Origin of the sequence: Levilactobacillus cerevisiae (assembly GCF_003946245.1) — a bacterium.
Classification (GTDB): Bacteria; Bacillota; Bacilli; order Lactobacillales; family Lactobacillaceae; genus Levilactobacillus; species Levilactobacillus cerevisiae.
The window spans coordinates 30,542-52,084 of record NZ_RHNN01000001.1 but is presented as its reverse complement, the minus strand read 5'-3'; the positions used below and the strand labels follow the sequence as shown (position 1 = coordinate 52,084).

Annotated in this window: 19 protein-coding genes; 4 read left to right on the top strand and 15 right to left on the bottom strand. The window is 48.2% G+C overall.

What is annotated here, in order from left to right; translation table 11 throughout:
* Window positions 1-5: 5 nt before the first annotated feature.
* The 10 genes from EKM99_RS00230 to pdhA form a co-directional block, all read right to left on the bottom strand.
* Entirely contained in the window at window positions 6-1,160 is a 1,155-nt protein-coding gene (locus EKM99_RS00230; RefSeq protein WP_125579722.1) for an FtsW/RodA/SpoVE family cell cycle protein, read from the bottom strand.
* A gap of 152 nt (window positions 1,161-1,312) precedes the next feature.
* Window positions 1,313-3,157 carry a translational GTPase TypA gene (gene typA, locus EKM99_RS00225; RefSeq protein WP_125579720.1) on the bottom strand — a complete coding sequence of 615 codons (1,845 nt, stop codon included), beginning with the start codon at window positions 3,155-3,157 and terminating at the stop codon, window positions 1,313-1,315.
* Window positions 3,158-3,294: 137 nt separating this feature from the next.
* Entirely contained in the window at window positions 3,295-4,086 is a 792-nt protein-coding gene (locus tag EKM99_RS00220; RefSeq protein WP_125579718.1) for an inositol monophosphatase family protein, read from the bottom strand.
* A gap of 1 nt (window position 4,087) precedes the next feature.
* Window positions 4,088-4,378, bottom strand: a complete 291-nt coding sequence (locus EKM99_RS00215) for a UPF0223 family protein (protein WP_125579716.1) — start codon at window positions 4,376-4,378, stop codon at window positions 4,088-4,090.
* Window positions 4,378-5,286, bottom strand: a complete 909-nt coding sequence (locus EKM99_RS00210) for a Rossmann-fold NAD(P)-binding domain-containing protein (RefSeq protein ID WP_125579714.1) — start codon at window positions 5,284-5,286, stop codon at window positions 4,378-4,380. The genes EKM99_RS00215 and EKM99_RS00210 overlap by 1 nt, the downstream gene beginning before the upstream one ends.
* 554 nt (window positions 5,287-5,840) lie before the next feature.
* Complete coding sequence (locus tag EKM99_RS00205) at window positions 5,841-5,978, bottom strand: hypothetical protein (RefSeq protein ID WP_191983283.1); 138 nt, start codon at window positions 5,976-5,978, stop codon at window positions 5,841-5,843.
* 312 nt (window positions 5,979-6,290) lie between these two features.
* Window positions 6,291-7,718: a dihydrolipoyl dehydrogenase gene (gene lpdA, locus EKM99_RS00200; RefSeq protein ID WP_125579711.1), complete on the bottom strand. Its 1,428-nt coding sequence runs from the start codon at window positions 7,716-7,718 to the stop codon at window positions 6,291-6,293.
* A gap of 7 nt (window positions 7,719-7,725) precedes the next feature.
* Window positions 7,726-9,051, bottom strand: a complete 1,326-nt coding sequence (locus EKM99_RS00195) for a dihydrolipoamide acetyltransferase family protein (RefSeq protein ID WP_125579709.1) — start codon at window positions 9,049-9,051, stop codon at window positions 7,726-7,728.
* 80 nt (window positions 9,052-9,131) lie between these two features.
* The gene (locus EKM99_RS00190; RefSeq protein WP_125579707.1) at window positions 9,132-10,109 is read right to left on the bottom strand and encodes an alpha-ketoacid dehydrogenase subunit beta; all 978 of its coding nucleotides are present in this window, start codon (window positions 10,107-10,109) and stop codon (window positions 9,132-9,134) included.
* Window positions 10,110-10,111: 2 nt separating this feature from the next.
* Window positions 10,112-11,227, bottom strand: a complete 1,116-nt coding sequence (gene pdhA / locus EKM99_RS00185; protein WP_125579705.1) for a pyruvate dehydrogenase (acetyl-transferring) E1 component subunit alpha — start codon at window positions 11,225-11,227, stop codon at window positions 10,112-10,114.
* Window positions 11,228-11,507: 280 nt separating this feature from the next.
* Between pdhA and def the strand changes: the two genes are divergently transcribed.
* Window positions 11,508-12,068: a peptide deformylase gene (gene def / locus EKM99_RS00180; protein ID WP_125579703.1), complete on the top strand. Its 561-nt coding sequence runs from the start codon at window positions 11,508-11,510 to the stop codon at window positions 12,066-12,068.
* 536 nt (window positions 12,069-12,604) lie between these two features.
* Here def and EKM99_RS00175 read toward each other — a convergent pair.
* Window positions 12,605-13,108, bottom strand: coding sequence for a hypothetical protein (locus tag EKM99_RS00175; protein ID WP_125579701.1), 504 nt, complete (start codon window positions 13,106-13,108; stop codon window positions 12,605-12,607).
* A 201-nt stretch (window positions 13,109-13,309) separates the two neighbouring features.
* On the opposite strand from EKM99_RS00175, the gene EKM99_RS00170 reads away from it, so the two are divergent.
* The 3 genes from EKM99_RS00170 (at window position 13,310) to EKM99_RS00160 (ending at window position 16,593) form a co-directional block, all read left to right on the top strand.
* Window positions 13,310-13,528, top strand: coding sequence for a DNA-directed RNA polymerase subunit epsilon (locus tag EKM99_RS00170; protein ID WP_125579699.1), 219 nt, complete (start codon window positions 13,310-13,312; stop codon window positions 13,526-13,528).
* Window positions 13,525-15,204, top strand: coding sequence for a ribonuclease J1 (rnjA, locus tag EKM99_RS00165; protein WP_125579697.1), 1,680 nt, complete (start codon window positions 13,525-13,527; stop codon window positions 15,202-15,204). Before EKM99_RS00170 ends, rnjA begins: the two co-directional genes overlap by 4 nt.
* 426 nt (window positions 15,205-15,630) lie before the next feature.
* The gene (locus EKM99_RS00160) at window positions 15,631-16,593 is read left to right on the top strand and encodes a diacylglycerol/lipid kinase family protein (protein ID WP_225419734.1); all 963 of its coding nucleotides are present in this window, start codon (window positions 15,631-15,633) and stop codon (window positions 16,591-16,593) included.
* A gap of 254 nt (window positions 16,594-16,847) precedes the next feature.
* Here EKM99_RS00160 and EKM99_RS00155 read toward each other — a convergent pair whose 3' ends face one another.
* From EKM99_RS00155 to EKM99_RS00140, 4 genes are all read right to left on the bottom strand, one after another.
* Complete coding sequence (locus EKM99_RS00155) at window positions 16,848-17,054, bottom strand: hypothetical protein (RefSeq protein ID WP_125579695.1); 207 nt, start codon at window positions 17,052-17,054, stop codon at window positions 16,848-16,850.
* Window positions 17,055-17,216: 162 nt separating this feature from the next.
* The gene (locus tag EKM99_RS00150; protein WP_125579693.1) at window positions 17,217-18,809 is read right to left on the bottom strand and encodes a LysM peptidoglycan-binding domain-containing C40 family peptidase; all 1,593 of its coding nucleotides are present in this window, start codon (window positions 18,807-18,809) and stop codon (window positions 17,217-17,219) included.
* Window positions 18,810-19,309: 500 nt separating this feature from the next.
* Window positions 19,310-20,347: a DUF1002 domain-containing protein gene (locus EKM99_RS00145; protein WP_125579691.1), complete on the bottom strand. Its 1,038-nt coding sequence runs from the start codon at window positions 20,345-20,347 to the stop codon at window positions 19,310-19,312.
* Window positions 20,348-20,457: 110 nt separating this feature from the next.
* Entirely contained in the window at window positions 20,458-21,351 is an 894-nt protein-coding gene (locus EKM99_RS00140; RefSeq protein WP_125579689.1) for a C40 family peptidase, read from the bottom strand.
* Window positions 21,352-21,543 lie beyond the last annotated feature (192 nt).

Below are 21,543 nucleotides of genomic sequence, written 5' to 3'. Positions count from 1 at the left end.
TTTATTTAATGGGTCATTCGGTAACGCTTTTGCCGGGCACTAATGTTCATGACAACTCCCATGACCAGCGCCAGCGTCCAGGTACTGGAACCCCCGTAACTGATAAATGGGAACGTCACCCCGGTAATTGGTAAGAAACCCAGCACGCCCCCTAAGTTAAAGGAGGTCTGTACGGCCAGGTAAGTCGCTGCCCCGTAACAGATCAATGTCTGATAGGTCGAACTACTTCGAACCCCCACCAGCACCGTCCGTAAAATAATCACAAAGAGCAACGCCACGACAGCCAATGCCGTAATCAGGCCAAGTTCCTCGGTCAAAATCGCCATGATAAAGTCGGTGTTGGGTTCTGGCAGATAACCTGTCTTCTGAATACTATTCCCCCAACCGACACCAAAGATTCCCCCATTGCTAATCGCGTAATAGGAATTGACCAGTTGTTGGCCGACTCCCTGTGCGTGTTTAAAGGGGTTCATGAACGCCACGATCCGTTGCAATTGGTATGAACCCTTGCCCGCAGAAGAAGTCGCTAACCAGGCCAAGAACGGCATTAACACAAAGATTCCTCCAGCAACAATCCCCGTAAATATCGTCTTTGACAAACGAGGTTTAATGCCACTGCTCAGGAATAAAACGAACATGATGGCGCCATTAATGGCCGCGCCCCCTAAGTCGGGTTGTTTGATGATGAGTGCCAAAATAATTGCGCACACCAACAACGGCTTTTGCATGGTGGACCACCAACTGTATTCCTCAAGCTCATCCTGCCGTTTGGCAATCACGTTTGAGAGCCAAATAATCACATAAAATTTAACAAACTCGGCCGGTTGGAGACTAAATGCGCCCAAATGGATCCATCCAGCAGCCCCATTAATGGTCTGGCCCTTGACCAATAGGAAAAACAGAGCACCATAGGCGACATACCCAGCAATTTGGATCAACCGTTTTTCCCGTAATTTATTAATATTCATCATAATCATGAAGCCTAAGATCAGAAAGCCTAAGAACACGTACAGTGCCTGCTTAATTAAGTAGCTACCAGGACTCCCCCCATTTTGAGACCCAATGTCGGCACTGGCAGAGTACACCATCACAATCCCGAAAACGCTCAATATTAAATAAGGCACCAGTAACCAATAATCTAAATATTTTAACTTTCGCATACGATTAATTCGCTCCAAGTCTACCGCCGTCTAGCGGTAATCGAATGTTTACATTATAGCATAGCTCGCTGGTGATTTTGCCATAAAAAAAACGGTAAGACCCGTGAGTTACCTCACTTCGTCTTACCGTTAAAATTTATTTAAGTTTTAAATTACTTCCGCGCAGCGGTCTTCCGCTTCTTGGCAGCCTTTTCCCGTTCGCTGGTGTTCAAGATTTGCTTCCGCAGACGAACATGGTCTGGGGTGATTTCACAGTATTCATCTTCGTTAATGAATTCCAGTGATTCTTCCAGAGACATCTTCAATGGTGTCTTAACTTTGGCAATATCTTCAGAACCGGCGGCCCGGACGTTAGTTTGGTTCCGGCCACGGGTAATGTTAACGGAGATGTCGTTATCACGGCTGTTTTGGCCAATGATCATCCCTTCGTACACTTCAGTCCCGGCATCAGTAAACACGATCCCACGGTCTTGAACGGCCATGATAGCGTAAGTGGTTACCTTACCAGAGTTGATTGAAACCAGAGTCCCGTTATGACGACCAGGGTTCCAGTTCTTGATAACTGGCATGTACTTAGAGAAGGTATGGTTCATGATCCCGTATCCACGCGTTAAGGATAAGAATTCGGTTGAGTAACCGATCAATCCACGTGATGGGGCCAAGAAGGTCAAACGAGTTTGACCGTTACCAACGGCTTCCATGTTCTTCATTTCACCCTTACGTTGAGAAAGCGTGTCAATGATTGAACCGGTATATTCGTCAGGCGTATCGATCTGAACAGATTCGAAAGGTTCTGAACGAACGTTATCGATTGTTCTGTAGATAACTTCTGGACGGGAAGCTTGTAATTCGAAGCCTTCACGACGCATGGTTTCAATCAAGATGGACAAGTGAAGTTCACCACGACCAGAAACGACCCAAGCACCAGGGTTGTCAGTGTCGTCAACTCGTAAGGAAACGTCAGTATGCAATTCGCGCTTCAAACGTTCTTCGATTTGACGAGACGTCACAAACTTACCTTCACGACCAGCAAATGGTGAGTCGTTGGTCCGGAAAGTCATTTGCAGCGTTGGTTCGTCAATCCGCAGAACTGGAAGTGGTTCCAACGTGTCAGGAGCCACAACGGTTTCCCCAACGTTGATTTCATCCATCCCAGAAACGGCAATCAAGTCACCGGCTTGGGCTTCTTTGATTTCCAAACGCTTCAAACCGAAGAAACCAAATAACTTGGTAACCCGGAAGTTTTGCTTAGAACCATCAAGCTTCATAACGGTAACACTATCGCCGACCTTAACCTTCCCACGGAAGATCCGGCCAATCCCAATCCGACCAACGAAATCGTTGTAATCGAGCATGGCAACTTGGAACTGTAAGGGTTCCTCACTGTTGTCAATTGGGGCTGGGATGTGCTTAACGATGGTTTCAAACACAGGCTTCATGGTGTGTTCTTGTGAGGAGATTTCTGGCTCGTAGCTAGAAGTCCCGTTCATAGCTGAGGCGTAAACGACTGGGAAGTCCAATTGGTCTTCGTCAGCACCTAATTCGATGAAGAGGTCTAAGACTTCGTCAACGACTTCGGAAGGACGAGCACCTTCACGGTCAACCTTGTTGATAACCACGATTGGGGTTAAGTGTTGATCGAGGGCCTTCTTCAGAACGAAACGGGTTTGTGGCATCGTACCTTCATAGGCATCGACAACCAACAAAACGCCGTCAACCATGCGCATGATCCGTTCCACTTCACCACCAAAGTCGGCGTGTCCTGGGGTATCCAAGATGTTGATTTGCTTGTCACCGTAACGAACAGCGGTGTTCTTGGACAGGATCGTAATGCCCCGTTCCTTTTCAATCGCGTTAGTGTCGAGGGCACGGTCTTCAATAGAAGCGTGTTCGTCTAACGTATCGGATTGTTTCAGCATTTCGTTAACCAGGGTCGTCTTCCCGTGGTCAACGTGGGCAATGATGGCAATGTTGCGGATATCATCTCTGATTTTCAAGTGTATTTCTTCCTTTCGTGCTTGTTAAATTAGATGGATCACGGCATGCTTACGTCTGTAAGTACGCTCATTGTAGCGTCAATAGCTGGTAAAGTCCATCCGTAATCGGCCAGCCGCATAAAAAAACTGTGACAGGGTCACAGTGAGACGTCATCTTCCTCGATTCGAAGAATATCACGTTGCGCTTTTTTCGTCGCTACTAGTACAAGATTAGATGATAACATATCGAGTGGTTTTCCGTCAATAGTAGAGACCTGAACACCGAGCTGATTTAACAGCACTTGACCGGCCGCAATGTCCCAAGGCTTCAAGTGTGAAATGTACCCCAGTGACTTACCATTCATGATATTGACCATTTCAATACCGGCACTGCCGAGCACGCGCATGCCGGAACTCACGTGAATAATCTCCTGCATGTGCGCGATATCGTGAATAACTAACGGACCACTGGCACCAATCAGGCCGTCTGCCAAGGCAATGTCGGCCGGCGCAGATAACTGCCGTTCATTCGCCCAAACACCGTCTAATTGGGGTCCGCCGTGGTACATTACATCATTCATCACGTCAAAAATGTACCCCAGCTGACCTACACCATCCTGGTAGATGCCAATCATAATGGCGAAGTTGTCCTGCTGCTTCACAAAGTTCATCGTGCCATCAATGGGATCCACAATCCAGACGCGACCGTCGAGACTGGTGAGCTCATCACCAAAACCCTCTTCACCCAAAACCTTAGCCGTGGGATCAATTCGGCGAATGCCTTCAATTAAAAATTTTTCATTTGCCTTGTCCACATTGGTGACTAAGTCTTTCCGATTAGACTTTTCAGCGACGGTCAGCGGGCTCCGCATCTTTTGCAAGACGTTTTGCCGAGCCTCCTTCATTAAGCTGATAATTGCGGTATTGAGTTGCTGCCAATCTTGGCTCATGCTACGCCTGTCCTTTCATCTTGATCTGGCCATTTTCCTGCCGAGCACGCTTCATCGTCCGATAAATGCTGTACCCCGCCGCCTCTTCAAAGGCTTTATCGAGTTGCTTCTCTTCAAACTTTTTGGGAACAACTTCCTGAAATGCCCGGTAAGCCGTCAGTAAATCCGCACTGGCCACGCCCTGTGACAATTCATAAGCGTCTTCTACCCGTTGATACAGGGTCGTTACCGCCACAATATCGGCAGTAGACCAATCTTCCTGCAACGGATATGCATAATTATTCGGTTCCATTAAGCGCGTCCCTCCGTCTGTTGACCAGCAATGGTCGCAATATTTTCTCGTAACCGTTGGCCCTGTTCCGCAAATTCTTGTTGCTCATCTTCCGACAGAGCCAGGTTTGTCAGCCGTTTGACACCGCTGGCGTTCACCAAAACCGGTGTTGCCGCGGCATAAGCCGGCTCCTCGTCGTGAATGTTGGTCACTGAAGCAATCAGTGGTTGATTGGTCAGGTCGGCCTCTAACAGCCGAATAAGGGCCATAGAACGCAACATTTGTTGGTCTTCACCGGCCTCGCGTTCCAGCCAACTCGCCATCTTCCCCAGATCCTCGGCGTTAAACTTAGCATCCTCGTTTGCCAAATACATCAAAATGGGTGCTGGTCCAACATAGGTCCGACTCCACGCCACAATAGGCTTCGCCGCCGTACCAACGACAGCCGCTTGAACAGCCGTGACCCCGACTCCCAACCGTTCAGCCAGACGAAACGTCAACAAGCGTGCTAACGGGAACGTTCCCAGGCCCCAGATTTGACTCCGATTCAGCCCAGAAAACTTCCAAGCAAAGTATGTTAGGAGTTCATCGTGATCACCACAGAAGACGAGTTGTCCCTTGAACCCATTTTCCACAATACGGTTCATGAAGAGCCGCAACTCAGCGACTTCAGCTGCCGGCGTGGTCTCTTGCGCAGCCCGGTCCAGGACAATGAGCCAGTCTGCTTTACCGTAATCCACGGCGGTCCCAACCCGTAAAGTCATCTGTGGCGCTAATGCACTGGCCACCATCAACGCCTGATATCGCGGCGCATCATCGGTAACGTTCGACATCACGACGCATTCCAGTGGCAAATCTGCCACCAGCAATTGTCGGATCAACTGACTAGCCTGATCAAAATTGCCTTGAATAATCAACGTTGGTTTCATGGGTGACCCTCCTTTTTTCACAATTATCTTTTCTGCAGATGCAAGTCATAGCTCCATTATAAGTGAACCGTCCGGGATAGCAAGCTGTAACAATCAACTTTGGTTGAAAGCTGCCCGAGATTCTGGCGGCTGTGGGGACTGTCTGCGGTCTGAGCAGCAGTCCTCCGACCTAGGTACGGACATCTCTCCTCATCCGGTTACGACCGTTAGTCAACATGAAGTTGAGGTAGCCATCACTGGACTGGTAACGTTTAGCTAGGACTATTGGTTGAACTCTATTGAAGCGTAAGTGAATTAAATTCAGGTTCAGCCGTGAAATTTCCATGTGGTCTCTCGTAGGGAATGCCACGGCTACGCGGTTCAAAGTGCGTTGGCATACCCATAGATTGTCAGTTTCTTGCCAACAGCGTTCCAGCCTAACGTTGACGACCGGTAAGCTAGCAGATTTAGATTTAACCAATGTTGCTGATAGTCAAGCGTTAGCAATCGTCCTATGTAGTATCAGTGTTTGTGGTGTTATCAGCTACAGCTTTTTCTCGCAAGCTTACACCCGGTCACTCAACTTGGGCTTGGGCTTGGGCTTGGGCTTGGGCTTGGGCTTGGGCTTGGGCTTGGGCTTGGGCTTGGGCTTGGGCTTGGGCTTGGGCTTGGGCTTGGGCTTGGGCCAAATCAGCAGACAAATCGGTCCGCAATCGAAGAGCCGGAGGAAGCCAGGGCGGAGCCAGCTGTGTCGATGGCCTTGGCTGAGGTACCTCACTCAACCTAGTCCATGGGGCGACCTTTGAGACGCCTGAACTTTGCGGCTCAAAGTCGAGCTGGAAGCTCAGGCTGGAAGCGACCCCACAGCAGGCGGAACCCTGGAAGCCGCAGGCGGCCAATCCACCACAACCTGCGCTAACGCATTTGACCCAAAGCATTTGACCCAAGCCCAAACCCCGAGGACAGCAAAAAAGCCGCCAAAGATGGCAGCTTTTCTGTAACGCTATTTAACAATCGCGGAAACATTAGAGATGGGTTGGGAAGCCCAAAGCAATATCTGCAGCTTCTTGGATTGGTTCGTTTAACGTTGGGTGTGGGTGAATGGTCAGAGCAACGTCTTCAACGTTCAAGCCGTCGTTAACGATGATTGATAATTCACCAGCCATGGTGCTGACTTCAGGGCCAACCGCTTCGGCACCCACGATGTTCTTGTTGTCGTCATCCGTGTAGATGAACCGAACAAAACCTTCAGGAGCGTCCAATGAAACGGCACGTGCATTCCCAGCAAATGGGAACTTAGCAGTCTTGACCTTGATGCCCTTATCCTTAGCTTCGGCTTCGTTGTAACCAACCGTAGCAATTTCAGGATCGGAGAAGCAAACAGCGGGAACACTAACGTAATCGTTAGCAGTCTTCTTACCAGAGATAGCTCCGGCAGCCGTCTTACCTTCAAAGAAGGCCTTGTGAGCCAAAGCGGCACCAGGAACACAGTCCCCAACGGCCCAGATGTGTTCTGAGTCGGTCCGGCCTTGGACATCAACCTTGATTTGACCATGATCGTTCAACTTAACCTTGGTGTATTCCAAGCCCAAGTCGTCCGTGCTTGGCTTACGACCAACGGTGACCATGCAGTAGTCAGCCTTAATCGTAGATTCCTTGCCGTCGACAGCGTAGGTCACACTGACACTGTTGTCGTCTTGCTTGGAACTCTTAGCCATAGCGCTGGTAATCACGTCAACGCCCTTCTTCTTCAGGTTCTTAAGAACAACAGAAACCATGTCCTTCGTGAAGTTAGGCAGAATTGACTTCGTACCTTCAAGGATTGTTACGTGAGCGCCTAAGCTAGCGTATGCACCAGCCAATTCTGTCCCGACGTAACCACCACCGATAACGATGAATTCTTTAGGGATTTGTGGCAAAGCCAAGCCACCAGTTGAATCGATTACCCGGCCTTCAAATTTGAAGCCAGGGATTTCGATTGGGTGAGAACCGGATGCAATAATCAAGTTATTGAATTCGAAAGTAGAACCCGTGTCGGTGGACATGAATTGCTTTTCACCAGTAGGCATAACCCGTAATTGGGTATCGCTTAAGAAGACAGCGTCTCCCTTAACGATATCAACATGGTGCTTCTTCAGCAACATGTTAACACCACCGGTCATCCGGTCGACAACCTTCTTTTGCTTCCATTCTTGGGTCTTGGCGAAATCGATTTTAGCATCGTTCGTTGAAATCCCATAGGTAGCACCATCTTTAGCTTGTTCCAAACGGTGACCCGCTTGAATCAAAGCTTTAGAAGGAACACAGCCAACGTTTAAGCAAACACCACCGACTGTGTCAGCATGTTCAACTAAAGTGACCTTTTGGCCTAATTCGGAAGCCCGAATGGCAGCAACGTAGCCGCCGGGGCCAGCACCGATGATGACGGTGTCCTTTTTTTCAACATCTGCCATATTATTCCTACCCTTCCATTAACAACATTGCAGGATCATGTAACAATGCCTTCATGTCGTTCAAAATATTTTGAGCTAAAGCACCATCAATCAGACGGTGGTCGTAACTCAGAGAAAGCTTCAACATACGGCCAACAACGATGTCGCCATCTTCGTTAACGATTGGGGCTTTTTCAATCCGGCCAACACCTAAAATAGCTACTTCAGGTTGGTTGATAACTGGGGTAAACCAGCCACCACCGATTGAGCCGACGTTAGAAATTGTGACAGAACCACCGGCCATGGAAGCTGGGCTTAACTTGTTGTCATAAGCGGCTTGCGTGTTTTCAGTGATTTCCTTAGCAATTTCAAACATACCCTTGGAATCAGCAGCCTTGATGTTTGGTACGTAAAGACCATCATCAGTGTTGGTTGCGATACCAATGTTGTAGTAGTGCTTGTAGACGATTTCCTGAGTCGTGTCATCAATAGATGCATTCAATTCAGGGTACTTCTTCATAACAGCAACCAAAGCCTTAACAATGTAAGGCAAGAAGGTCAAGTGGATGTCCTTGTCGGCAGCAGCCTGCTTGTACTTCTTACGGTTAGCCATCAAAGCAGATACTTCAACTTCATCGAATGAAGTAACATGTGGCGCAATGTCCTTGGAAGTACGCATGCTCTTGGCAATAATCTTCCGCATTGGTGACATTGGTTCACGTGTTTCAAGATCTGGGTTGTCAGCGTTCCAAGGCTTGATAGCTTGACCAGCAACGGCCTTGCCACCAGCTGCGGCAACTGGAGCAGCAGCGGCTGCAGGTGCAGCAGCGCCGTTAAAGTTGTCGATGTCAGCCTTCAAGATTTGGCCATGGTTCCCGGTTGGGGCAACCTGGGTAATGTCAACGCCTTTGTCCCGTGCGTATTGACGAACGGATGGCATTGCCATAACTAACTTATTAGGATCTGAAGCGGCTGGAACACCAGTAGGTGCAGCGGCTGGGGCAGCAGGTGCTGCTGGAGCTGCGGCTGGTTCTGGTGCAGGAGCGGGTGCAGCTTCTTCAGCTGGCGCGTCGTCTGCGGAGTCGCTAGCTTTACTCAAGTCAGCGGGGGTATCTGAACCATCGTCAATAACGATCAGTGGATCGCCAATTTCAACAGTGTCCCCTTCTTGTGCAACAATTTTTGAAATAGTACCAGCAACGGGTGATGGTAATTCCGAGACAGACTTATCGTTTTGGATTTCGACTAACGTGTCGTCTTCCTTAACAGCGTCTCCTTCTTTAACAAGCCATGAAGAAATTTCGCCTTCGGCCATTCCTTCACCAAGCTCTGGGAGTTTGAACGTATAAGCCATGGGAAAACTTCCTTTCTTTCATCTAATGCAGGATGTCTCCCACATCGTTAATTTTATCGTTTCAATGTTAGATATAAATATTAGTAGTTGAAGATTTCGCGAGCCTTAGCTTCGATGTCATCGGAGTTAGGGATCCAGTCATTTTCAGCTTGGGCAAACGGGTAAACGCTATCTGGCGCAGCCACACGGCCAATTGGTGCATCCAATGACATAATCTTGTCTTCAGCAATGTCTGATGCGACAACGGCGCCGACACCGGCCATCCGTTGTGCTTCTTGAATGACAACAACCTTGTGGGTCTTGTCAATGGAAGCATAGATCGTATCAGTGTCAATTGGTGACAAGGAACGCAGGTCAATAACTTCAGCAGAGATGTTGTCTTTAGCTAAAGCATCAGCAGCGGTCAAGGCTTCGTTGACTTCAGCACTGTAGGCCACGAGAGTAATATCAGTACCTTCGCGAACAACCTTAGCGGAGTCTAACGGAACAGTGTACTTGTCATCTGGAACTTCATCCTTCATTGAACGGTAAAGTTTCAAGTTTTCCATGAACAGAACTGGATCGTCGCTTTCAACAGCGGAGATAACTAAGCCCTTAGCATCGTATGGGTTTGATGCGGTAACAACCCGCAGACCTGGGGTGCTAACGAAGTAGTTTTCCAAGTTATCAGCGTGCATTTCGGCGGTATGAGTCCCACCACCAAATGGTGTACGGATAGTAACAGGGAAGTTCTTTTGGCCACCAAACCGGTAGTGGTCACGAGCCAATTGGCCAACAATCCCATCCATTGCTTCGAACGTGAAGCCCATGAATTGGATTTCAGGAATTGGACGCCAGCCGGTTAAGGATAAACCAATAGCTAAACCAAGGATCCCGGATTCAGCAAGTGGGGTATCGAAGACACGGTCTTCACCAAACTTGTCTTGTAAGTCAACAGTAGTACGGAACACACCACCGTTTTTACCAACATCTTCACCGAAGATCAACGTCTTAGGGTCATCGCTTAAGACTTGGTCCAGACCAGAAGTGATCGCTTTAATATACGTCATTTTAGCCATGATTACTTCGACTCCTTTGCTTCGAATTCTGCAATTTGTTTCTTAACTGCTGGAGTAGGAACATTGTAAGTCCACTTCAAGAAGTCAGAAACCTTTTGTGCAGGTGCTGCTTCAGCTTCCTTCATTGCATCTTTAAATTCGTCTTTGTATTGATCAACTAACTTGTCTTCTTGATCTTGTGACCAAACGCCCTTGTCAGTTAAGACCTTCCGCATACGAATTAATGGATCAGCATCGAACCAAGGCTTAGTTTCTTCATCGGTCCGGTAACGAGAAGGATCATCACCAGCAGAGGAGTGAGCACCATAACGGTAAGTTAAGGTTTCAATAACAACAGGACCATTGCCAGCAACGGCAAAGTCACGAGCAGCCTTAGCAACTTCGTGAACGGCCACGATATCCATCCCATCAACTTGGACGGAAGGAACACCCATGGCAACGGCCTTTTGAGCTAAGGTTTCAGCAGCGGTTTGCTTCTTCCGTGGAACGGAAATTGCCCAACCGTTGTTTTGTACGAAGAATACAGCTGGTGCTTGGTAGGCACTAGTAAAGTTAATTCCTTCATACCAGTCACCCTGTGAAGTCCCACCATCACCGGTGTAGACGAATGCTACGCGATCTTTGTCGCCGTTCTTTTGGATACCCAAAGCAACACCGGCAGTTTCAGCGTATTGTGCACCAATGATAATTTGTGGGAATAACATGTTAGGGTTTTCGTATTGATTCCCTGAAACATGACCCTTTGACCATAAGAAACCTTTTGCAACGGTAGTACCGTGTTGAATCATTTGTGGTAAATCACGGTATGCAGGTAACAGGAAGTCTTGATCCTTAAATGCGGTAACACTTCCCATTTCACTGGCTTCCTCACCGGCAGTTGGAGCATAGAAACCGAGACGACCCTGACGGGAGAAGTTCATTGTTTGTTCGTGTAACGTACGCTCCCAAACCATTTTCTTCATGAAGTCAACAAGTTGGTCATCTGAATATTTTGCCAACGTGTCTGGATCAACAACCTTGCCATCTCCATTGATGACTTGAACCGGGTGCTTGTACGGATCAGCCATCGTAGCTTTGATTTTGGCAAAGTCTACAATCTGTTTGCTTCCATTAGCCATAAGTAACACTTTCCTTTCACTTGATATGAAATTGTTAACTAAAAGTGAGTTAACGTTGCGTTTCCTGACTACGTTTAAAATGTACCATTTTTTCACAACTCATGCAAGCCCTTTCATTGTGACAAATAAAGGGATTCGGCCAAACACCTACTGCGAGTTGTGATTTTACATTTTTCACTTTTTTTGAAAATAGAAACCGTTTTCTTTTCATTTCATTTCTTTTCGGTGGTATGTTACAATAGTACATAATTATATATAAATTTTGCGGAGGTAATTGCTCTTGTTTCTCATGAAAGATATTGTCCGTGATGGCGACCCCGTCTTACGCCAAGAAGCTGCGGACGTTAAGTTCCCCCTCTCTGATGAAGACCAACAACTCGCTAAGGACTTAATGGAATACTTGGTTGTTTCCCAAGACCCCGACCAATGTAAGAAATATGGTTTGCGGGCCGGCGTTGGGTTAGCCGCACCTCAAGTGGGTGTTTCTAAGAAGATGGCTTCTGTGTTGGTCCCCGCACCCGATGAAGACAGCAAGTCGCCCTTCACGGATGTGATCATCAATCCCGTCATCGTCTCTGAATCCGTCCAACCGGGCGCCCTGACCGAGGGTGAAGGTTGCCTGTCCGTTGACAAGGACGTTCCCGGATTCGTGCCCCGTCACGACCGGATCACGTTACGCTACTATGACGTTAATGGAGAAAAACATCAGATTCGTCTGAAAAATTACCCAGCCATCGTCTGCCAACACGAAATTGATCACTTGCATGGTACGTTGTTCTACGACCATATCGACAAGGACGAGCCATTCGCCCGTAATGACGATATGATTATGATTGAGTAGTTCAATTAACTTTATGCTTTACATCTAATCAGTTATGAAAGGTCCTGTCCTTGCGATGGGGCCTTTTTGATTGGCAGACGCTCGCTTGCTTAGTTGACGAGTCAGCTGAGTTGATAGTCACGTCCAAAGCTGTACAAAAAACGAATCAGGGATTCAGTCAGACCGGTCTTAAGACTGGCTTTCCGAATCCCTGATTCGTTTTTCTTTCTTCTATAGAGGAGAACCCCAACCTGATTAGCCCATTCACCAATTTTTCTAAAAGCCCAGCTTCTAAGTCGCCCATCCAGTCGCCACAGCGGGTCATCGGCAACAATGTTCAAAGGATTTGAACCAAAACAAATGTGTTTCTTCCATTATATTGTGATTGTTTTAACAATATCGACTCACACAGACACTCGGGACTGTTTCAAGCACCCTGCTGGTAAGCTGACAGGCCGTTCCCGCTTTCACGCAGATTGGTAAATGATTAACCGGACCGGCATGCACATACTTGGTTACCGACCCAGCCAAACAATCATTGACCACCCCGGTCCCATTTACAAGTCTTTCACGGCCGGATCATTAAGTTTCTTTAAATCTTTCAAGTACTCCACCGTTGACTCGTTCATCAAGTAGGCCACATCCACGTGTAGTTGGCCCTCGTATAACCAGATGTCGCTTACGACAAAGGCCGGCCCAGCAACGACTGCCTTCACTTGATGATCGGCGCTAAAACTAGCTAAGGCTTCATTAAAGGCAGTTTCCAGCTGTGGTAAACGCCGGTCCGTGTCCATCCCGGTTGGCATGGCATACTCAAAGGCCATCACACCTCTGCCCCAGACGTCAGCAACGGTCACTGCGGATGTGATGTGACATTCTTCTTCCGTCAAGACGTCGTCGTTCACTAGTCGCTGAAGTGCCGCCTTGACGGCCACATCCGTTTCATCTTGCGCATTACGCCGGACCATGCGCGTTGCCCGTTGTACGATCATGCGGTGAATCATCACGTAAATCACGAACGCAATGACGATTCCAATAATTATCTCCACTATTAGCGCCATGGCTTTTCCTCCGTTCACTTCGTACTACCTTAATCATAGCATGTTTTGCCGTCTAGGGGTAATTCTATACAATCAGCTGAAACTATGCTAAAATTGTGCTAATTGTTGTGTAAGCAACCCGCAGTTCGGCAGGACATAAATAATTCATCATTCACTCACGAGTTGACGAATTAAATCGTTTAAATTGAAGGAGTTTTGTCTGTGATTTACAAAGTATATTACCAAGAAGATAAGAAGCGGAATCCTAAGCGCGAGGAAACCCATTCACTTTACCTGGACGCCCCAACGGAAGTTGAAGCCCGGGCCCAAGTGGAAGCCCACACGGACCACAATATCGAATTCATTGAAGCTATCGAAGGAAAGACCTTAGCTTACGAACAACAGAATCCGAATTACAAATTAACGGAGTTCACTGAATGAACAAGTTAAACGTCAAGAATAACGAGACCGCTATCTTTGGCGTGGGTGGACTTGGTGAAATCGGGAAAAACACTTACGGTATTCAGTTCCAGGATGAAATCATCCTAATTGATGCCGGAATTAAATTTCCAGAGGATGAACTGTTAGGAATCGATTACGTGATTCCTGATTACCAATACCTCGTTGAAAACCAAGCCAAAATCAAGGCGCTAGTGATTACCCACGGCCATGAAGATCATATTGGCGGGATTCCTTATTTATTGAAGGCACTCAACGTTCCCGTCTACGCGGGGCCGTTAGCCTTAGCATTAATCAAGAACAAGCTTGAAGAACACGGATTACTTAAATCAACTGAACTACACACAATTGACGATGACACTGTGCTCAAATTCCGGAAAATGAGTGTCACTTTCTTCCGGACCACCCACTCCATCCCCGATACCTTAGGGGTTGCCGTGCATACCCCGGTTGGGACAATCGTGGAAACGGGAGACTATAAGTTCGACTTAACCCCCGTTACCCGCCAGCCGCCTGATTTACAAAAGATGGCTAAGCTGGGGTCTGATGGTGTTCTGTGCTTGATGTCTGATAGCACAAACGCTGAACGCCCGATCTGGACGAAGTCAGAAAAATGGGTGGGTAAATCCATCCGCAAGATTTTTGACCAAGTCGAAGGCCGGGTCATCTTCGCTACTTTTGCTTCTAACATTTCCCGGATTGAGACCGCCTGTGAAACGGCGTTGGCTCACGGCCGGAAGATTGCCGTCTTCGGCCGGTCAATGGAAGCGGCCATCGTTAACGGGCGCGAACTCGGGTACTTAAACATTCCCGACGAAGCGTTAGTTGATGCGAACGCCATTCGGTCCATGCCGGCAAATAAAGTTTTGATTTTGTGTACCGGTTCGCAAGGTGAACCTATGGCTGCCCTTTCACGGATTGCCAACGGAACCCACCGGCAAATTTCCATTCAGCCGGGCGATACGGTTGTCTTCTCCAGTAACCCAATCCCTGGGAACACCATTTCGGTCAACCGGGTCATTAACGAACTGGAAGAAGCCGGCGCCAAAGTCATTCATGGTAAGGTCAACAACATTCATACATCTGGCCATGGTGGGCAAGAAGAACAGAAGCTGATGCTCCGGCTGATGCAACCGAAATTCTTCATGCCAATTCATGGTGAATACCGGATGTTGAAAATTCATACCGAACTCGCCGAACAATGTGGTGTGCCCCTCGATCACAGCTTCATCCTGCAAAATGGGGACGTTCTCGCCCTCACCCAGGATTCAGCTCGGGTCGCTGGTCACTTCACTGCTGGAGACGTCTACATTGACGGTTCTGGTATCGGCGATATTGGCAACGTCGTCTTACGCGACCGTCAATTGCTTTCCGAAGAAGGTTTGGTCGTTGTTGTGGCAACCATTGACCTCAAGAATCAAGAGATCAAGGCTGGCCCTGACCTGCTTTCCCGCGGATTTGTCTACATGCGTGAATCCGGTGAACTTTTGAACGAAGGGCGTCGGCGGGTCTTCCAGACCATTCGGCGGGCAATGCGCAATCCGAAGGCTACCGAGGCTTCCATCCGCAATGCTGTCATTGACGATCTGCAAAACTTCTTGTTTGAGAAGACTGAGCGGCACCCAATGATTTTACCAATGTTCATTATGACCAAGTAATCTATGTAGTTGAGGTCCCAGTTTAACGACTGGGGCCTTTTTTGTCGGCATTGTTCAGGTTGAATATGAAATTCCACCTGCGGCTGCCAGAGATTCCGGCTGCTGTGGGGAGCGCCTGCGGCCTGAGGGGCGGTCCTCCGGCTCGGTTTGAAGTCTGACAAAAACCAGCAGTCTCCAAACGCGTCCACGCTGTAAGCTGGTTCCCAGCTGGCAACGTTGTCACAGCTGCCTCCCTCTCCGTCCTCCTCCGGTTATGCTAAAAATCTAACCATTTTATGACTTCCGCTAAAGTAACCGCTATCATTTAGCATCCAAACGATTAAGCTGCTCCCCAATTATTACAACTATGGAAAGACCACGATAATTACTAGGCACCTCGCATGTTTTCGTTTATAATGAAATGGACTAAAAATTGAGAGGAGCAGTATGGTGAGTGTCCAGTTCTATATCATTCTAAACGAACATGCGGGAAGCGGCCAGGCTGGGGCGCTTTGGCCTCAGATCAAAGAGCGACTCGATGCCGCTCAAGTCTCCTACCAGGTAGCTGTTTCAGAGTACCCCCACCACGCAGTTCTATTAAGTGAACAATTTGCCAAGCAACTCCCCGATACCCCCCATCAAGATTGGGTGGTTCTGGCCGTCGGGGGTGATGGCACCCTGCACGAAGCAATTAATGGTCTCACCCAACAACCCCGCGAATACCCGATTCCAGTTAGCTACATTCCCATTGGATCGGGCAATGATTTTGCCCGCGGCGCTGGGATGGCATTGAAGTGGGAAGATGCCTTTGACCAAGTGATTCAATGTACGCACGCAACGAACTATGACATCGGCACCTACGATGAAACGATTAAGCACGAGCGTGGCGTCTTCACCAATAACCTGGGAATCGGCTTTGACGCCGCTATCATTTCTCAGGCCAATCAGTCTCGCGCCAAAGTGTGGTTAAATAAGCACCACATGGGCTCGCTTTCTTACCTCGCTTCCGCCCTAAATGTGTACTACAACCAGTCAGGGTTCACGCTGACAGTCCACGTGGGCAACCAACGGGATATCTATCCCAACGCCTTCTTGGTAACCACAACTAATCATCCTTACTTTGGTGGCGGCGTTGGGATTGCCCCTGGCGCAACCGTAACGGATCATCAGCTCCATTTGGTGGTTATTGAGAAACCCAACTTCTTCAAACTGATGTGGTTAGCCCTACGGCTCGTATTTAAGCGTCATTTGACGTCTAAGGCCGTTCACTACTATCAGGTATCAAAGGTCCACCTCACCGTTCCAGCCATCGAATACGGCCAATTAGACGGTGAAGAGATGGGTGGTCGCTTCTTCGATGTCTACGCTGGCATCCAACAGTATCCATTCTGGTTTGATGTGACGATTTAAATAGAGTGGGACAAAGGGCGGTTAGCTGACGAACATTGCGGGTGATAGCCGAATAATCTCGGATTTGGATTGTTTGGCTATCAGTTTTAAGCTGAGTCAGCTACCCTTTGTCCCACGTTTCAGCAATATAGATTTGGTGATCAGAAGATAAGCCTGGACGGTTTTGTTCCAGGCTTTTTGTATACAACAAAAAGCGACAAAAAGCGACAAAAAAGGACCATGACAATCGTCATGGTCCCCGTTAATCGTTATCGTTAGTCTTCCGAAGCATCCATTGCTTCCAGAATCATGTCCAGCTGAGCGCACTTATTGGATAGGTCATTCATTTCCTGCCCATAGCGGGGTTCAATCCGCACCGTCTCTGAACCGGAACAAACATTGTCAGACTCTTTCCGTTTAAGCGTGGCTAATTGTGAATTAGCTTGCCGGTATTCTTCCAAAATCTCAATTCGATTACTCATCAATACACAACTCCTTCAACCAGGTTTATTTATGATTAGCTTTCAGTCTCTAAATGACAAAAAGAATCATAACACTTAGTTGCGGATTTGTTAACGATAATCTTAACTTTTTTCAGCGATTTGTTAAAAGTGGCTAAAACAACTGTTTCGTTTGAAAACGCTCTACTTCAGCGTTCCCGCGAATGAAGGCATAAAGTACTTGCTGATAGATTGGACTTTAACGTTTTGACCAGGTTCCGGTGCGGCAACGAATTGGTTGTTGCCTAAGTAGATGGCATCATGATAAGTTGCGCCCTTTGATCCCCAGAACAGAATGTCCCCTGGCTTAGCTGAACCTACGGAATGCGTGGTAACGTAGCCTTCTTGAGACACAGTGTTGTGTGGCAAGCTAACGCCTAACGCATGTTGGTAAACATAAGCAACTAATCCGGAACAATCCATCCCACTGAGTGAGGATCCACCCCAAACGTAAGGGATGTTGGCTGAAGCCAATTTGAGTGCCAGACCAGTGACGGATCCCGAAGTCAAACCGGCAGTGCTGGTTTTCTTGGCGGTACTACTACTGGTGGCTGCCACTGCAGAACTGGCAGAACTGGCAGAACTCGTTGACCCCTGGGCACTGGAAACTGAGGACGCTGCCTGGTTCACAGCAGAACGGGTGGTCGTCTTGAGCCGCTTCGTCTTCTTAGCGGTGGTTGTGGCTGTCGCGTTTTGACTCCCCGTCTTGGCGGTCGTAGCGCTACTACTGGTAGAACTTGCAACCGGCGTCGTGCTACTTTGTACAGTAGTGCTTTGCGTCGTTGAACTCTGTGTTGACGCGCTCTGACTAGGCGTACTGCTTTGCGTGGTGGCACTTTGACTCGTGCTTGCCGAACGTACCAGGGCTGCCCGACTTTGACGCGTCACGGGGGTACTGCTGCTTGTAGACTGACTAACTTGTGATTGCTTAGAAACTGCTTGTGTGCTTGATGACTGACTTGGTGTCGTCACTGAACTTGCCGCCGTTGAAGCAGATTGACTGGTAACTTGATCAGCTTCCTGATGCTTCATGGTTGAAGCTGACTGACTCGTTACGGCAGAAGAACTCTTCTGAGTGGCCTTAGACGATGAAGTAGTACTGCTTTGACTCTTAGTAGCTGGTGCTGGTGTCGTCGAACTCGCAACGGTCTTTGCACTGCTGGACTGGGTACTTTGACTGGCAGAAGCCGTTTGCTGCTTTTGCTTGCTAGCAGCCGCCTGTTGTGCGGCAACGATTTGTGCCTGAACGGCGTTAGCCTTCTGTGTAGATTGACTGGTAGCACTAGTTGAAGAACTGGTTGAAGAACTGGTTGAACTGGAACTAGTTGCTGTGCTGGTCTTGCTGGAACTAGCTTGTGGAATCGTTAATTGTTGGCCGACGCTTAACATGTCACCCGACAAATCATTGGCTTTTTGTAACTGTGCGACCGTTAAGTGATACGTTTGTGCCAAATCCCATAACGTGTCACCAGACTTCACCGAATATGTTTGCGTAGTCTTAGCTGACTTCACTTGTAACCGCTGACCGACAAAGATCAAGTCGGTCTTGGCGTCAATCGAATTCTGTTGTTCTAAATCATGGATAGACACACCGAGCTTTTGTGAAAGGTCCCACACGGTGTCTCCTGGCTTAACTTGAATGCTATCAGCGTTTGCGGTAATCGTAGCGCCCGCTGCAAATGCACCAATGGCACCGACGACCCCAACAACTGCTTTCGTTTTTCGTCCTGTACTCATTTTCACCAACACGTCCTTTTATGACTTTAGATTTTTCAAACAAAGGTGAACGTGGTCACACGCTCCGCAAGCGTCATCCCGTTCGTTCATAGTCAATACGAATCACAAGCTAATAGTACCACACGTTTTCCCAGTTTCTTGTGAAATATTAAGAAATTATTAACGGATTTTCAGGGTTGAACCGACGTTCCCTTTAGTTCAAATTGAAAAGATACGTGCCCATGAAAGCACTGTTATTATTGGTTTTTAAGCAAACCATATAGGAAACAAATGTTCCTTTTCATTCATCAACTGGTTATTGGGTGCTGTCACATTATTGGAAAAGCGTCACATTTTATAGATAATTGCAGGATACAAACGAATTCTGATAACGCTTTCTGTATTCTACAACTGTTTTCTTGTGAACAGACTTTGTGAAATTTAATTTTGGCCACAAAAAAACAGGAGAAAACCTCCCGTTAATTTGTTAACTCGCTATTCTTACTGGCAATAACTGCCTGCTAGCCAATCAAACTCTTGAACCAGCTCACAACTTTTTGCCAAATCTGAACCACAAAGTTCTCTGCCTTTTTCGCGTCCGCACTGTTGGCAAAGTCCTTCACGCTAGCCATTTTGTCCCCAATACTATTTGCCAGGTTATTGGCAACGTTGGTTACGTTGGTGACATAGCTCTTAGATGTTGAAACTGGCGCTTGTTGGACCTTGCTCAGAGCAATTGAGATGTTGGTGATTTGCGTCGAGGTCGTTTGATTCTGAATGCCTTGCTTAGCTAAAGCCTTTTGCAGCATGGCTTCAATGTCAGCCTTCGTAGCTAAATCATTCCCATTCTGGCGATCCTTGGCTAAGTCCGAGGAAACGGACCCGACAGCGGCCATCAATTTCCCAGGATATTTCTTATTGCTACTGTTCGAATCAATCGCTGGTTGGGTGGCGTCTAGCACACCATTGGCAGCCTGCGTGTTTTCTGAGTTTAAGGTTAACCCATCCGCAGCCAAAGCCTTGTAAACTCCGGTCAGCGCTGATTCACCGGAAACTGACTTATCAGCCGTTACTGTGATGATAACGTCCTTCACGCCGGCCATCGTGGCAACCATGGCATATTGTTGGGATGTGACCTCAGTGATATTATTACTACCATTATATTCAGCGATATTCACTTTGACACCCGTTCCAGGATCGGCCGGTGCCAGTGCAACGGAACTAATCATACTAGCATCTGTGGTCCCCGCTGAGTTTAAATATTGTGCATAGTCACTACCAGTCGCTGTTAACGAGGTGTAATTTGACTTGACCCCTAAGGCAGTCGCCACTGCATCTTTATCTTCACTAGCCAACCCAGCACCGTATACCACGTAAGCCTTGGAGAGCGCCTTCGTTTGAACGGTGCTACCGCTGGTCGCGGAACTGCTGGTACTGGTCGTATCGGTCGAATTGGTCGTGGTCCCCGTCGTGTCCGCGTGAACGGCTAACGCTTGACCGCCGATGCCGACTGCCAATGCTACAGCTGCTAAACCCAAAATAACTTTTTTAATTTTCATGTGTGTCCCTCGCTTTTCGTTTTCTGTCTTCTCCTAAAAACAAGTATAGCAGGAATCCACTTGGTTAGCGGATTCCTGCTAGTAATTTAGAAAATTCTTCAGACTTGAGTTTATTGCCAGAAACGCCGTGCGCCCGCATATTCAGGGGCTAATTCACTGGTCGTTAACGGAGCCAATTGAACGGCTTCCCCCGGCTTCGGCGCGTGGAGCATTTGACCGCTACCGGCATACATGCCAACGTGGTGGACCTGCCCCGTCCCATGTTCCCGGGCAAAGAAGACCAGGTCACCGGCTGCTAATTCTTCTGGCGCGATGGGGTAACCATTAGCAAATTGATCTTGGGCATCCCGCGGAACCGCATAGCCTAAGGCCCGGTGGAGCGCATAGATCAATCCAGAACAGTCAAACCCTTGTGGCGTGATGCCGCCCCACAGGTATGGGGTGTCCACGAACTGCTTGCCGAGGGCCAATAACCGCCGACCGTCATCAACACCGCTAAGGCCTAATTTGGCAGCATCCGCCGCAATCCAGCCTTGGCCTAAGGGCGTCAAGACCTGAATCCATTCGCTATCCTGGCCAGTCGTGGTCAAAATCGTGCCCAGTGGCAAATCAAAGACCGGTTGCTTCTCCACATCAAGTAGTGGTGTCACCGGATGAACCAAGCGCACCGTGGTGGTTGGATATTCAAGTTCTTCGTCACTGGCAGTCAGTTGATTCACTGGTAGCCAACCCGGATACCCGCGCCGTTCCTGCCGACTATTTTGGCGGGTAACGAAAACGTGGGCCCAGTTACCATCGACCCGATCCAGAATCACCCGATCGTTGAACAAGGCTTCTGTCACCACCCGATTTTTGTCGGCTAACTGTTCGCGTTCAGCTGGTTTTAAGCCCGCTAACCAAGCCGTTAAGTCGCCATCTTTCAGGTAAGGCTGATCCGTTTTCGTTACGGCAGTTGGTGTTGACCACACCAGCGCTGTCGGTACCTTGATCCGTCGAATTTCCATTAAAAACCGCCTCCAGTGTCTTTACCCCCAATATACCAATAATCACGCAAACTTACTAGATTGTTCCGCGACTTTTTGTAAAAACTCGTGAAAAACTTGGCATTTCATCTGATCACAACACAAGGGAGCCTGACCGTCTCGCAGTCACGCTCCCCTGAATAAGTCGTTACTGGCAGCCAGTCATTCCCTCCC